This is a genomic window from Pseudomonas putida, assembly GCF_003228315.1.
GTDB lineage: Bacteria > Pseudomonadota > Gammaproteobacteria > Pseudomonadales > Pseudomonadaceae > Aquipseudomonas > Aquipseudomonas putida_S.
Genome location: NZ_CP029693.1, coordinates 1,858,285 through 1,872,001 on the forward strand (window position 1 = coordinate 1,858,285; position 13,717 = coordinate 1,872,001).

Annotated in this window: 12 protein-coding genes; 6 read left to right on the forward strand and 6 right to left on the reverse strand. The window is 61.9% G+C overall.

All coding sequences use genetic code 11. The features are described 5' to 3' along the window. Positions 1-52 precede the first annotated feature (52 nt). From DKY63_RS08430 to DKY63_RS08450, 5 genes are all read left to right on the forward strand, one after another. Positions 53-1,561 carry a sigma-54-dependent transcriptional regulator gene (locus DKY63_RS08430; protein ID WP_110963693.1) on the forward strand — a complete coding sequence of 503 codons (1,509 nt, stop codon included), beginning with the start codon at positions 53-55 and terminating at the stop codon, positions 1,559-1,561. Between the two features lie 387 nt (positions 1,562-1,948). Beyond that, the gene (gcvH, locus tag DKY63_RS08435) at positions 1,949-2,332 is read left to right on the forward strand and encodes a glycine cleavage system protein GcvH (protein WP_110963694.1); all 384 of its coding nucleotides are present in this window, start codon (positions 1,949-1,951) and stop codon (positions 2,330-2,332) included. 155 nt (positions 2,333-2,487) lie between these two features. Further along, positions 2,488-3,744 (forward strand): serine hydroxymethyltransferase, encoded by a 1,257-nt coding sequence (gene glyA, locus DKY63_RS08440; protein ID WP_110963695.1) that lies wholly within the window; start codon positions 2,488-2,490, stop codon positions 3,742-3,744. Positions 3,745-3,927: 183 nt separating this feature from the next. Continuing rightward, positions 3,928-4,689 (forward strand): M15 family metallopeptidase, encoded by a 762-nt coding sequence (locus DKY63_RS08445; RefSeq protein ID WP_110963696.1) that lies wholly within the window; start codon positions 3,928-3,930, stop codon positions 4,687-4,689. After that, the gene (locus tag DKY63_RS08450) at positions 4,686-5,402 is read left to right on the forward strand and encodes a L,D-transpeptidase family protein (protein WP_110963697.1); all 717 of its coding nucleotides are present in this window, start codon (positions 4,686-4,688) and stop codon (positions 5,400-5,402) included. Before DKY63_RS08445 ends, DKY63_RS08450 begins: the two co-directional genes overlap by 4 nt. On the opposite strand, the gene DKY63_RS08460 is transcribed toward DKY63_RS08450, so the two are convergent. The 4 genes from DKY63_RS08460 to DKY63_RS08480 form a co-directional block, all read right to left on the reverse strand. Beyond that, positions 5,305-6,543, reverse strand: a complete 1,239-nt coding sequence (locus DKY63_RS08460; RefSeq protein ID WP_239499387.1) for a sterol desaturase family protein — start codon at positions 6,541-6,543, stop codon at positions 5,305-5,307. The two genes, DKY63_RS08450 and DKY63_RS08460, sit on opposite strands and share 98 nt — an antisense overlap. Before the next feature lie 380 nt (positions 6,544-6,923). Beyond that, a complete protein-coding gene (locus DKY63_RS08470; protein ID WP_110963699.1) occupies positions 6,924-7,646 on the reverse strand; it encodes a gamma-glutamylcyclotransferase in 723 nt (240 codons plus the stop codon). An 87-nt stretch (positions 7,647-7,733) separates the two neighbouring features. Continuing rightward, positions 7,734-8,579, reverse strand: a complete 846-nt coding sequence (locus DKY63_RS08475; protein ID WP_110963700.1) for a nitrilase family protein — start codon at positions 8,577-8,579, stop codon at positions 7,734-7,736. Continuing rightward, positions 8,576-10,075: a purine-cytosine permease family protein gene (locus tag DKY63_RS08480; protein ID WP_110963701.1), complete on the reverse strand. Its 1,500-nt coding sequence runs from the start codon at positions 10,073-10,075 to the stop codon at positions 8,576-8,578. The genes DKY63_RS08475 and DKY63_RS08480 overlap by 4 nt, the downstream gene beginning before the upstream one ends. Positions 10,076-10,265: 190 nt before the next feature. Between DKY63_RS08480 and DKY63_RS08485 the strand changes: the two genes are divergently transcribed. Next, complete coding sequence (locus tag DKY63_RS08485; RefSeq protein ID WP_110963702.1) at positions 10,266-11,168, forward strand: LysR family transcriptional regulator; 903 nt, start codon at positions 10,266-10,268, stop codon at positions 11,166-11,168. A 128-nt stretch (positions 11,169-11,296) separates the two neighbouring features. Here DKY63_RS08485 and DKY63_RS08490 read toward each other — a convergent pair whose 3' ends face one another. Both DKY63_RS08490 and ggt read right to left on the reverse strand, forming a co-directional pair. Beyond that, positions 11,297-11,830, reverse strand: coding sequence for a cysteine hydrolase family protein (locus DKY63_RS08490; protein ID WP_110963703.1), 534 nt, complete (start codon positions 11,828-11,830; stop codon positions 11,297-11,299). Positions 11,831-11,896: 66 nt separating this feature from the next. Then, the gene (gene ggt, locus DKY63_RS08495) at positions 11,897-13,624 is read right to left on the reverse strand and encodes a gamma-glutamyltransferase (protein ID WP_110963704.1); all 1,728 of its coding nucleotides are present in this window, start codon (positions 13,622-13,624) and stop codon (positions 11,897-11,899) included. Between the last annotated feature and the right edge of the window lie 93 nt (positions 13,625-13,717).

Sequence of the window (13,717 nt, forward strand, 5' to 3'; positions counted from 1 at the left end):
ATCCCGCGAATTCGACATACTCAATTCCGCTTCACAACCTTTCAGGCCACCTATGCGCATCCACGTCACCTTCATCGACCGCGTCGGCATCACTCAGGAAGTCCTGGCCTTGCTCGGTCGACGCAGCTTCAACCTGGACGCCGTCGAGATGGTGCCGCCCAACGTTTACATCGACGCGCCGACCCTCGGCACCGATGTGATGGAAGAGTTGCGCGAGGCGCTGCTTGAAGTGAAGGGCGTGCAGGCGGTGACCCTGGTCGACATCCTCCCGGGGCAACGCCGGCGCCTGCAACTCGATGCCCTGCTCGCCGCCAGCTCCGACCCGGTGCTGGCGGTGGACGATCGCGGTCAGGTGCTGCTGGCCAACCCGGCGCTGATCGCCCTGTGCGGCCGCGAACCGGCGGGCGAGTCGCTGGGCGCACTGTTCGAAGATTCAGACCTGCTACCCGAACTGATCGAACATGGTTTTCGCCTGCCGATGCGCGAGGTCAGCCTCGCCAATCACACCCTGCTACTCGACGCCATGCCGATCACCGATGCCGGCGCCCTGCTCACCCTGTATCAACCGAACCGCATCGGCGAGCGTCTGTCGGCGCTGCACCATGACCACGCCGAAGGCTTCGACGCGCTGCTGGGCGAATCGCCGCCGATCCGCGCGCTCAAGGCCCGGGCACAACGGGTGGCGGCGCTGGATGCACCGCTGTTGATCCAGGGCGAAACCGGCACCGGCAAGGAACTGGTGGCCCGTGCCTGTCATGCCATCAGCGGCCGGCGAGAGGCGCCGTTCCTGGCGCTCAACTGCGCGGCGCTGCCGGAGAGCCTGGCCGAGAGCGAGCTGTTCGGCTACGCCACCGGTGCTTTCACCGGTGCGCAACGCGGCGGCAAGCTGGGCCTGCTGGAACTGGCTGATGGAGGCACAGTGTTTCTCGATGAAGTGGGGGAAATGTCGCCGTACCTGCAAGCCAAGTTGCTGCGTTTTTTGAGCGATGGCTGCTTTCGGCGGGTGGGCGGTGATCGCGAAGTGAAGGTCAATGTGCGCATTCTCAGCGCCACCCACCGCGACCTGGAAAAGATGGTCAGCGAGGGGCATTTTCGCGAGGACCTGTTCTACCGCCTCAACGTGCTCAACCTGCAAGTGCCGCCGCTGCGTGAGCGCGGCCATGACATCCTGCTGATGGCCCAGCACTTCATGGAACACGCCTGCGCGCAGATCCAGCGCCCGGTGTGCCGGCTGGCGCCGAGTACCTTCCCCGCCCTGCTCGGCAACCGCTGGCCGGGCAATGTGCGACAACTGCAGAACGTGATCTTTCGTGCAGCGGCGATTTGCGAAAATCCTCTGGTGGATATCGACGATCTGGACATTGCCAGGACCGCCGTGGAGCGCAAGAACGACGGGGAAGTCGGAAGTCTCGAGGATGCCGTTGCAGAGTTTGAAAGGAACCTGTTGGAGCAGCTGTATCGCAGTTATCCGTCCAGCCGGTTGCTGGCGGCGCGGTTACAGACGTCCCATAGCGCCATTGCCATTCGGTTGCGCAAGTACGGCATTCCCAACAAGCCTTGATCCCGGCTACTCCCACACAAATCCCCTGTAGGAGCGAGCCTGCTCGCGATGCGGTGTGTCAGCCAACATGATTTTGACTGACACTCCCTCATCGCGAGCAGGCTCGCTCCTACAGGGGGTAATGGGTGGCTTCAGGGGCTGTATGCAAATCGATACAGCGTATCGAATTCAAGACTAATCATTCAAAACACGTCTGGCCCGGGCCTTGACCCCTCCTCCCCGCCTGCCTGTATTGATTTCAATACGACAGCTGCGCACTCATCTATCTAAAATAAACTTAAGCCATTGTTTTTAAACAATTAAATCCAACTGGCATCGCCCTTGCTATCACTCCTGCAACCAAGCTCGTCACCCCCGAGCCTGCCCAAAGAACAATAAGGAGTGGATATGAGCGAATTGCGTTTTACCGTCGATCACGAATGGTTGCGTCTGGAGAGCGATGGTCTGGTTACCGTCGGCATCACCGCCTTTGCCCAACAGGCGTTGGGGGATGTGGTGTTCGTGCAGCTCGCAGACCTGGGCACCTTCGATGCCGGCGTTGAGGTGTCGGTGGTGGAGTCGGTCAAGGCCGCCAGCAGTATCTACATGCCGCTGGATGGGGAAGTGATCGAAGTGAACACGGAGCTGGATGGCAACCCGGAGCTGGTCAACGAAGACCCGATGGGCGAAGGCTGGTTTTTCCGCCTTCGCCCTCACGATGCAAGCGCCCTGCAGACCCTGCTCGACCAGGGCGCCTATGACCGTCTGATCCAGGACCAGGCCGACGCCTGAGCACCCCATATCCCCCCTGTAGGAGCGAGCCTGCTCGCGATGGACTTCAGAACGCCGCTGGGCATCTGGAGCCCCTCGTTATCGTTTACGACCATCGCGAGCAGGCTCGCTCCTACAGGGAATCGTGATCCCAAGAACAATCAGAGGAAGTCGCCATGTTCAGCAAACACGACCAGATCCAGGGCTACGACGACGAACTGCTGGCGGCAATGAACGCCGAAGACGCGCGCCAGGAACACCACATAGAGTTGATCGCTTCGGAAAACTACACCAGCCGGCGCGTCATGCAGGCCCAGGGCAGCGGCCTGACCAACAAGTACGCCGAGGGTTATCCGGGCAAGCGGTACTACGGCGGCTGCGAGCATGTCGACGTGGTCGAGCAACTGGCGATTGACCGCGCCAAACAGCTGTTCGGCGCCGACTACGCCAACGTCCAGCCGCACTCCGGCAGCCAGGCCAACGCCGCGGTGTACCTGGCGTTGCTGCAGGCCGGCGACACCGTGCTGGGCATGAGCCTGGCCCATGGCGGCCACCTGACCCACGGTGCCAAAGTGAGTTTTTCCGGCAAGCTCTACAACGCCGTGCAATACGGCATCGACACCGCTACAGGCCTGATCGACTACGACGAAGTGGAGCGACTGGCGCTCGAACACCAGCCGAAGATGATCATCGCCGGGTTCTCCGCCTATTCGAAGACTCTGGACTTTGCGCGCTTTCGCGAGATTGCCGACAAGGTCGGCGCGTACCTGTTCGTCGACATGGCCCACGTCGCCGGGCTGGTGGCGACCGGTCTGTACCCCAACCCGATTCCGTTTGCCGATGTGGTGACCACCACCACCCACAAGACCCTGCGCGGTCCCCGTGGCGGGCTGATCCTGGCACGGGCCAATGCGGAATTGGAGAAGAAGCTCAACGCCGCTGTGTTCCCCGGTGGCCAGGGCGGTCCGCTGATGCACGTGATCGCAGCCAAGGCGGTGTGCTTCAAGGAAGCGCTGGAGCCGGCCTTCAAGACGTATCAGGCGCAGGTGATCCGCAATGCCCAAGCCATGGCGAATGTGTTTATCAAACGCGGTTACGACGTGGTCTCCGGCGGCACCGACAACCATCTGTTCCTGGTCAGCCTGATTCGTCAGGGCCTGACCGGCAAGGATGCCGACGCCGCCCTCGGCCGCGCCGGCATCACCGTGAACAAGAACGCCGTGCCCAATGATCCGCAATCACCGTTCGTGACCTCCGGCCTGCGCATCGGCACCCCGGCCATTACCAGCCGTGGTTTCAAGGAAGCGCAGAGCATCGAGCTGGCGGGCTGGATCTGCGACATCCTCGACCATCTTGGCGATGCCGATGTCGAAGCCCAGGTGGCGCGGCAGGCGGCGGCGATGTGCAGTGATTTCCCGGTGTATCGCGACTGATCTGCCGCGCACTGCTCTCCTGTAGGAGCGAGCCTGCTCGCGATGGACTCAGGAACACCGCGGGGCATCAGGTTTCCCGCGTTATCGTTGACGTCCATCGCGAGCAGGCTCGCTCCTACAGTTGGAGGTGCAGTGAATTTCCAGCCATGATGAGCGCTCGTGTACTCATGGAGGCCCGGCACGATGCCACTTGCACCTCGCTCTTTGCTCCTGCTCCTTTGCCTGCCAGTGCTGGCCCATGCCGAAGACCGGCCCGAGCACATGGTCTACCTGCGCACCCTCGACCCCAGCATCGAGCAGGACATCCGCTACGCCAGCGCCCATAACTTCACCGGGCACCCGCTCGACGGCTACGCAGCGGCGGAGTGTCTGTTGTCGCAGGATGCGGCCAAGGCGCTGTCACGGGTGCAAACGGCGTTGAAGGCGCAGGGTTATGGCCTGAAGGTCTTCGACTGCTATCGACCGGCCAGGGCGGTGGCGGACATGGGCCGCTTCGCCACGGAACCGGGCGATCCGCGCAAAGCCGAGTTTTACCCGCAAGTGGACAAGCAGGACTTCTGGCGCCTGGGTTACGTGGCGAGGGTTTCCAATCACTCCAAAGGCAGCACCGTCGACCTGACCATGACCGGTCCCGGTGCCCTGCCCGCTGCCAACTGGACGCCCTCGGCCACGCCGGTCGACTGCACCGCACCTTACGCCGAACGCTGGCACGACGGCGCCGTCGACATGGGCACCGGCTTCGACTGTTTCGACGAACGCGCCCACACCGACACCACCCTGATCAACGCCACGGCCATGGAGAACCGCGAACGACTGACCCGCGCCATGGCGCAGGAAGGCTTCACTGGCTATTCCGCCGAGTGGTGGCATTTCACTTATACGCGGGACCCTTCGTTGAAGACCGTGATGGACTTCCCCATTACCCCGCTGGCGCCCAAGCCATGAAGCGACTGTTCAAGGCCTGCGCCTTGCTGCTGTTACCCGCCTTCGCCGTGGCCCAGGGACTCGATGACAGCCGGCAACTGATCGTGGTCACCAGCAAGGATTGGAACGCCATCGAAGCCACCGCCCAGCGTTATGAACGCCACGGCGCCGTCTTCGAAAAGTTCGAAGCGCCCTTTGCGGTGGTACTCGGCAAAAACGGCATGGGCTGGGGCAAGGGAATCGAGCCCATCGATGCGTTTGCCGGGCCAATCAAGCAGGAAGGCGACGGCAAGGCCCCGGCCGGCATATTCAAGCTGGCAACGGCGTTTGGCTACGCCCCGACAGCACAAACCCGACTGCCCTACCTTGAGCTGACACCGGCCATCGAATGCGTGGATGACAGCCAGTCCACGCGCTACAACCAACTGCTCGACGGCTCGACAGTGGCCCGGGACTGGAACAGTTCCGAACGCATGCGGCGCAGCGATGACTTGTACCGCCAGGGTATTTTCATCGAGCACAACACCCCTGCTTCACCGAACGCTGGCTCGTGCATTTTCTTTCATATCTGGCGCGGGCCCGTGACGCCGACCCGTGGTTGTACGGCCATGGATCCGGGAGATATTGCCCGTCTGTTCAGGTGGCTGGACCCGCGTCAGTCCCCGTTGCTGGTGCAGTTGCCCGAGGCCGAATACGACCGTTTGCGCGGGCGCTGGCACCTTCCCGAACGTTGATCATGCCGCTGGAAAGCGGTGCAAAACCTGTAGGAGCGAGCCTGCTCGCGATAGCGGTTGCTCCAGCAACATCTTCGTTGCCTGACACTCCGCTATCGCGAGCAGGCTCGCTCCTACAGGTTTGGTGAGTGAATGAAGCTACCCGGCGTTTGGCCAGGCGCAGTTTGCGCGCGGTCTCGACAAAGGGCGTCACCACCAGACTGTAGAGCGTCAGATAACGCTCGTGATCGGCCTCGCCGGTGCCGAATCGAATAGCTTCGGGTTTGGACTGCGTGACGTAGAGCGTGCCGAACATCCAGTCCCAGAGTGACAGGTTGACCCCGAAATTCTTGTCGTGATGCCGAGGTGCATCGCTGTGATGGATCTGATGCTGCGCCGGGCTGTTGATCACGTGCTCGACCACCGGCCCGAACGACAGCCAGACATGGCTGTGACGCAGGTTGGCTGCCAATGCGTTGAGGATGAACACCATGTAGGTCACGCCGAACAAGGTGTAGCGGCTGATCTCGCCACCACAGGCGTACCAGAAAATGCCGGCGAAGGCGCCGAGGAAGATGATGTCGAGCAGTCGCTCGATCATTTTCTCGACGAAGTGAATCCGGCTTGCGGTGACGGGCACCATCACCGGCGCCGAATGATGAACCTTGTGAAAGGCCCACAGGTAGCGCGAGTGGTAGGCGCGATGGGCCCAGTAATGGGTGAAATCCTGTACCAGGAACACGCCCATGCCATACAGCAGGGACAGCCCCAGATGTTCCTCGACCTGAACCCGCGCGCCCCACAGGTGAGTGAAGAACCGCACGTAATCGCCGGATCGCAATACATAGGGATCCACCAGCCCCACGACCGGCACCACCAGCACGACCTTGAGGATCGCGCGCACGAAGTAGTAGCGGCAATCGAGCAGCGCCGAAGGATGGAAATGCACCTGGTTGCCGCCGATGAACTGCCAGAACGTACGCGCATCGGTCAACCCGCGGGATTTGCGATAGCGGAACAGGCCGTAGGCAACGGCGTAAGAGGTGAAGAGAAAGGCGACGCAGAGGCGGCCATTGAGATCGAACAGGCCGAGGAACTGCTCGCTGATGGGCGCGATCAGCCATCTGAACAGGTATTGGTAGAGTGGTGTGAGCACGTCCATCAAAGGCTGCCCCCCGGGAATAATCTGCAGATCTGACAACTGGATGACCGAAAAAGGGATGACCGTATTTCTGTAGGAGCGAGCCTGCTCGCGATGGTCGTCAACGATAACGCGGGAAACCAGATGCCCAGCGGCGCTCTGGAGTCCATCGCGAGCAGGCTCGCTCCTACAGGGAAGGCGTCGAGTGTAACAGGGAGTGTAGACGCTATTGCGGATGTTTCTTGTTCACAAACATGGAAACCGACGCAGAACCTGTGGGAGCTGGCTTGCCAGCGATGGCGTCGGCACTCCAAACATTGATGTCACCTGACACACCGTCATCGCCGGCAAGCCAGCTCCCACAGGGATTGAGTACACCCACTTAGCAGTGCGTTGGCCTATCAGGGATTTTTCGCCGCCAGCAGTGAGGCTTCGATTTCCTCGGCCACCAGGCTCTCGATGCGGTTCATGTTGCGGTCACGAATGCCCTGCTCGCGCAGCATGGTCACGGTGCGAAACAGGTATTGCGCCGCCGAGCCCCAATGCCCCGCCGCGCGCGCCAGCACCTGTGCGACCTGGTCCATCGGCAGCTTGCCGGCATAGGCCTTGCCGTCGCGCGTGGCGACAAAGGCCAGGGCGCGCAGCGGCCCGGATTCGGTTTTCACCGTGATCCAGCGCGCGATATTGGTGGGTGGGTTGGCGTCGATTTCCCGGGCCAGCAGCAGGGCAATTTGCCTGAAATGATCCTGCGCGGGCAAGCGGAAGGCCACGCCCTGGCAGCTGCCACCGCGGTCGAGGGCCAGCATCAGCGCCGGCAGTTCGCGGGTGCCGCGCCAGCGGGTCAGGGTCAGGCAGAACGAGCGGTGCCAGCCATACGCGGTGGCGCTGCGCCGCTCGTCGAATTCGAATTCCGGGTTCCAGATCAACGAACCGTAGGCGAACACCCAGAGATCCTGCGGTGAGTATTGCCGCAGCAAGTCCGCGGCCATCGCCTCGAATTCGGCCGGAGTGTGTTCGAAGGTGCCGGGTTCGGGCCCGGGGTCGGGCTCAAACCGCTCTACGTGCGCGACCAGCTCCGCCGTCAGGTTGCGCCTGACGGATGCGCGGGGTTTGCCTGCGTCCATATCCGCCTCTCAATATGGATCCCAAACAATGGATGGACCTTGAAGACTAGCAGCCTGTGGCGATGGGGCTGCTCCAGGCACCGACCGTCAGTCGAGCGAACTGTCCATCCCGTACAGCTGCGGGCGGCGGTCGCGGTGCAGGTCATTGCGCTCACTGATGCGTTTGTTGCGGGCCTCGGCAAGGTTCAGGGTGGCCAGCAATATCTGCTCACCGCCCTGCTCCGCCGGCCCGGCCAAGGGGTAACCATCGGCATCGACGATCACCGAACCTTGCACCCAGCTCACGCCACGCTCATGGCCATGACGGTCGCAGGCGGCGATGAACATCCGGTTGACCGAGGCATTGGCCTGCACCCGCAGGACTTCCGCCGGGCGTTCGGTCAGCGGCCGAGGGCCGTCCGGCCAATTGACCGGTGCACAGAGCAGGTCCGCGCCGGCCAACGCCGGCAAGCGCACCCACTCGGGGAATTCCAGGTCGTAGCAAATCAGCATGCCGATGTGCCCGTGGACCGTGTCGATGACCGGCGGTGCGGCATCGCCAGCGCTGAAGATCTCCTTTTCGGCATCCCACAGATGCGCCTTGCGGTACACCGCTCGCACACCCTGGGCATCGATCAGCGCCGCACTGTTGGCCAGTTCATCGCCGTCCAGGCGCTCACAGAAACCGCCCACCACGACAAGGTTCAACTCCCGGGCCAAGGCCTGCCACAGCTGCAGGGTCGGCCCTTCGCAGGTTTCCGCCAGGGCCAGGGCTTCGTCGCGGCCTTCGAACACGTAACCGCTCTGCACCAGCTCCGGCAGTACCACCACCTGGGCGCCCTGCAGGGCGGCCGAGCGGATCGCCCGCTCGGTCAGGGTGCGGTTGTAGGCGAGGTCGCCGATTTTCGGTGCCAGTTGGCAGCAGGCAACCACCGTATTTTTTGCACTGTTCAACGCACCGTCTCCGCGGATGAATGGGCCATGGCGACAATGTCCTTTTCGGTGATGGTATCGATGACCCGGCGCTCGGCGTCCAGATCCAGCGAGCGGCTGAGGATGTAATAGGTCAGGCCCGATACCACCAGCCCCACCAGCCAGGCAATGTCGACACCTTCGAGCACGCGTGCCAGCGGCCCGACGAACACCTCTTTGCCAGCGGCGGCATCGAAGATGTAGAAGAACGGCACCATGGCGGCAAAGCCGATCAGGTACGAGGCGATGCCGCGAAATTGCCAGGCGCCGTAGATGCCCTTCGGCGTGAAGAAATGCGGGATCGCGTAACGGCCTTTGCGCACGAAGAAGTAGTCCACCAGGTTGACGGCGGTCCATGGCACGAGGAAGTACAACAGCAGGACCAGGAAGGTGTTCAGCAGCGCGATGCCGTCACCCTTGATCGACAGCACGCAGCTCAACAGGGTGAGGCTGATCGCGCTGATCGACAGCACCCGGGCGCGGGGTGTCGGGCTGATTTTCCTGATCGAGTCGACGCCGGTCAGCAAGGTCAGCATGGCGCTGTAGGTGTTGAGCGCGATGATCGGCAGGAAGCCTGCCACCGACACGATCACCAGCAGGCTGCCCAGCCCCGGCATCATCGAAGAACCGACCTGATTGAGCGCCACCAGCGCGTCCGCCGCTTTCAGCTCCTGGGCCAGCCAGGCGCCCAGGCCGATCATCCAGCTGCCGGACAACGACGCGCCGATGAACACCGCCGCGATCAGTTTCGGCCGGCTGGTGTTTTTCGGCAGGTAGCGCGAGTAGTCGGACACGTAGGGCGCGTAGGAAATGTTGTAGCTGGCGCCAATGGCGAACAGCGTGGCAAAGGCAATCCAGTTGAAGCCCAGGTCGGTGGCCGGGGTGACACCTTCAGTGCCGGCGCCGAACATCAGGGCGATGGTCACCAGCGCATATAGCGGCAAAGTCGCCAGCAACGCCCATTTGAAGGCCTTGTGCATCAGGTCATGGCCGTAGATCGACAGCAGCGCGCCGATGGCCACCACGGCCACGGCAACGATGACCGGGTTGATGCCGAACACGTGCTCCAGCCCGTTCATGATCAGGGAGATGTTGACCACGTTGAAGCCGACGAACACGAACATCGTCGCCAGCAAGGCCAGGATCACCCCGCGATAACCGAACTGGGCGCGGGATTGGATCATTTGCGGCAGGCCCATTTCCGGGCCCTGGGAGCCGTGGAACGCCATGAAAATGGTGCCGAACATAATGCCCAGCGCGCCGGCCAGCATGGTCCAGAGTGCCGACAGGCCGAGGCTGGGGCCGACAAAGCCGATGGAGATGGTGAAAAAGTGAAAGTTGCCGAGAAACCAGAACGGCCCCTGGCTACTGAGTTTGGCGTGGCGCTCGTTCTCGGGAATGTAATCGATTGAGTGGCCTTCGATGGCCAAGCCGCTGCTGTCCTGGGCGGCGTGTGTGGAAACTGGGGAGCCTGACATACGAGGGTTCCTATGCAGTTGATGTTGTTTTTGTTGTGGGTGCAGCGGTCGTTTTGCCGTGCAGCTCCAGAAAAAGCTGACGATGACCCTGGTTTCCCTGCAATGTATGGCGTTGATCAGGGCGATAAAATATCGCAGGCACACTGTTTACATAGATCCGCGTCTATGTGACTGCACATCGGGAGCCCCCATGCTGGGAACTGTAACGGAGCTGGATCTGCGTTTGATCCGGGTCTTTCTCACCGTCGTCGAGGCCGGCGGGATATCGGCGGCGCAAACCGCCCTCAACACCACGCAACCGACCATCAGCGCGCAGCTGGCGACGCTTGAGGCGCGGGTCGGCTTTCGCCTGTGCGAGCGGGGCCGAAGCGGGTTTTCGGTAACGCCCAAAGGCGCTCAGTTCGTCGAGGCGGCCCGGCGCCTGCTGGCGGCCGCCGAAGGTTTTCGCGTTGAGGTCCAACACATCAATCGCAAAGTCTCGGGCAACATCAACGTCGGCCTGCTGGGGCAGATCGACCCGGTGGCGAACAGGAAAATCGGCCTGGCGATTGCCAACCTCAGGGCACGGCACGAGGGGCTGTATTTCCACTTCACCGAGCTGTCGTCGTCGCTGCTGGAAGAGAAAATCATCAACGGCCATATCGATCTGGCCATCGGGTACTTCTGGCACCGCCTGCCCAATATCGATTATTTCCCGCTGTTCCAGGAAACCCAGATTGCCTACTGCGCGCCGTCACATCCGCTGTTCGGTCAGGTGGGCGCGCTGACCCGGGAAGACGTCAGCCAGCATGACTGGGTCTGGCCCAGCCATCCTCTGCCGGAGATGCCGGCGCCCACCTCCCTCGAACGCCTGAGCGTGCTCACCGACAGCATGGATGGGGCGGCGCTGTTGATTCTGTCCGGACAACACCTGGGGTTTCTGCCGCAGCACTATGCGGCGCGGCATGAGCAACTGGGGCAGTTGCATCCGCTCAATCCGCAGTTGCTGCGCTATGAGGTGGGGTTTCATGCGGCGGTGCGGCATTCGGCGCGGCAGCGGGATCTGGTGAGTGCGTTTTTGAATGAACTGATCGAGATTTTCAGCGCGCCCTGACACATACCTCTTGTAGGAGCGAGCATGCTCGCGATGGACTTCAGAACACCGCTGGGTATCTGGCTACCCGCGTTATCGTTGACGTCCATCGCGAGCAGGCTCGCTCCTACAGGGGGACTGTGTTGAATTCAGAAGCGGATGTCGCGGGCCGGGATCACGTCGATCCGGGCGACCGAGCTGCTCAGGTCCGCCCAATCCCTGTTGTGCTCGGCAATGATGTCTTCGGCCTTGACGTTGCCATTGTCGACGGTGGAATGCGCGTCGGCGGCCAGCACCACGTCGTAGCCCAGTTGATGGGCCTGGCGCAGGGTGGCGTTGACGCAGTAATCGGTTTGCAGGCCGCAGATGATCAGGCGTTCGAAGTCCTCCACCGGCAGCAGTTGTTGCAGGTTGGTCTGGTAGAACGAATCGCCGGTGGTCTTGCGTACCCGATGATCCTTGGGCGAGGTTTGCAGCCCTTCGGCCAGTTGCCAGCCCGGGGCGCCATGCTTGAACAGATCGCCCTCCTCTTCATGCTGGATGAGCACCACCGGCACTCCGGCGTTGCGAGCTTTGGTACTCAAGCCGTTGATGGTGTCGATGACCCGTTTGATCTCATGGCACTCGTACTCGCCCGAGCACAGGGCTTGTTGAACATCGATGATCAGCAATGCGGTGGTCATGGTCCTTCCTTGAGCAATGAATGAATCAGGGACGAACATATGCCCGTCCCCGTTCAAACACAACACTCAGTAGCCCAGTGACAACCCGGTGCCGCGCCGTGGGTCGTTGGCCCCGTAGAAGCGGTTTTTGCCCACCGGTTTACCGCCCAGCGAAGGCGCACCGACGAGGATCGCCGCCAGGTGGTTGGCGTCCTGAGGACCGGCAAACTTGTGGCCCCAGCTTTCGAGGATCTTCACCGTGTCGGGACTGGTGGTGAAGTTCTCCAGGTTGGTTTCTTCCGGCAGCCATTGCTGGTGGAAACGTGGTGCGTCGACCGCTTCCTGGATGTTCATGCCGTAGTCAATCACGTTGAGCATGGTCAGCAGTGTTGCGGTGATGATGCGACTGCCGCCGGGGGTGCCGACGACCATCACCACTTTGCCGTCCTTGGTGACGATGGTCGGGCTCATGGACGACAGCGGCGCCTTGCCGGGGGCGATGGCGTTGGCTTCGCCCTGCACCAGGCCGTACATGTTCGGCACGCCTACCTTGGAGGTGAAGTCGTCCATTTCGTCGTTGAGGATGACCCCGGTCTTGCTGGCCATGACCCCGGCACCGAACCAGTCGTTGAGGGTGTAGGTCACCGACACCGCGTTGCCCCATTTGTCGACGATCGAGTAGTGGGTAGTGTTGCTGCCTTCATGGGGCGCCACGCCGGGCTTGAGTTCCTTGGAGTTGCCGGCCTTTTGCGGCTGGATGGCTTCGCGCAGCTTGGTCGCATAGTTTTTGTCGAGCAGATGGGCGATTGGGTTCTTCACGAAATCCGGGTCGCCCAGGTAGCTGTTGCGGTCGACATAGGCGTGACGCATGGCCTCGATCTGGTAGTGCATGCCCTGGGCCGAGTGATAGCCCAGATCCTTCATCGGGTAGCCTTCGAGGATGTTCATGATCTGGCAGATCACCACGCCACCGGAGCTGGGCGGCGGTGCCGAGACCACGTGATAGCCACGGTAGTCGCACTCGATCGGTGCCAGTTCGCGGGTCTTGTACTTGTCGAGGTCGGCCTGGGTGATGATGCCCTTGTTGGCCTGGCTGGAGGTGACGATGGCGTCGGCCACCCAACCTTTATAGAAACCGTCGGCCCCCTTCTCGGAGACTTCCCGCAGGGTCTTGGCCAGGTCTTTCTGCACCAGTTTCTGCCCGACCTGCATCGGCTCGCCGTTGCTCAGGAAGATCGAGCCGGAATCCTTCATGTCCTTCTTGAACATGTCGGTGCCTTCATGCAGCAAATCGACATCCCCCTGGTCCAGCTCGAAGCCGTCTTCGGCGAGCTTGATGGCCGGGGCGATCACTTCCTTGCGCGGTTTGGTGCCGTATTTGGACAGCGCCAGCTCCATGCCCGAAACGGTGCCGGGCACGCCGACGGCCAGGTGGCCACGGGTGCTCAACTCCGGAACGACATTGCCCTCTTTGTCGAGGTACATGTTGGCGGTAGCGGCCAGCGGCGCTTTTTCACGGAAGTCGAGGAAGGTCTTGCGTCCGTCCGCGAGCTGGATGGTCATGAAACCGCCGCCACCGAGGTTGCCTGCCGCGGGATAAACCACCGCCAGCGCATACCCCACCGCGACAGCGGCATCCACGGCGTTGCCGCCATTCTTGAGTACATCCACACCCACATGGCTGGCCAGATGCTGGGCCGTGACCACCATGCCGTTCTCCCCCGCGACCGGGGGCACGGAGGCAGCAAAGGCAGTGAGGCAGCTGACTGCCAATGAAGTCGCCAGCAGCGATTTGGCAAAAGGTTCGTACTTCATGAGTCGGTCTCTTTTTGTTGTAGGGCTCTGTCCAGACAGAGGGAACGCTTCAAGAGCAGTACGAAGTATGGTCAAGAATGCGTATTGCGCCTC

Coding starts and splice junctions, on each gene's coding strand:
- DKY63_RS08470 (WP_110963699.1), bottom strand. CDS start 7,646: ATGGACGCAGGCAAACCCCGCGCATCCGTCAGGCGCAACCTGACGGCG.
- DKY63_RS08485 (WP_110963702.1), top strand. CDS start 10,266: ATGCTGGGAACTGTAACGGAGCTGGATCTGCGTTTGATCCGGGTCTTT.
- DKY63_RS08445 (WP_110963696.1), top strand. CDS start 3,928: ATGCCACTTGCACCTCGCTCTTTGCTCCTGCTCCTTTGCCTGCCAGTG.
- DKY63_RS08460 (WP_239499387.1), bottom strand. CDS start 6,543: ATGGACGTGCTCACACCACTCTACCAATACCTGTTCAGATGGCTGATC.
- DKY63_RS08490 (WP_110963703.1), bottom strand. CDS start 11,830: ATGACCACCGCATTGCTGATCATCGATGTTCAACAAGCCCTGTGCTCG.
- DKY63_RS08480 (WP_110963701.1), bottom strand. CDS start 10,075: ATGTCAGGCTCCCCAGTTTCCACACACGCCGCCCAGGACAGCAGCGGC.
- ggt (WP_110963704.1), bottom strand. CDS start 13,624: ATGAAGTACGAACCTTTTGCCAAATCGCTGCTGGCGACTTCATTGGCA.
- gcvH (WP_110963694.1), top strand. CDS start 1,949: ATGAGCGAATTGCGTTTTACCGTCGATCACGAATGGTTGCGTCTGGAG.
- DKY63_RS08450 (WP_110963697.1), top strand. CDS start 4,686: ATGAAGCGACTGTTCAAGGCCTGCGCCTTGCTGCTGTTACCCGCCTTC.
- glyA (WP_110963695.1), top strand. CDS start 2,488: ATGTTCAGCAAACACGACCAGATCCAGGGCTACGACGACGAACTGCTG.
- DKY63_RS08430 (WP_110963693.1), top strand. CDS start 53: ATGCGCATCCACGTCACCTTCATCGACCGCGTCGGCATCACTCAGGAA.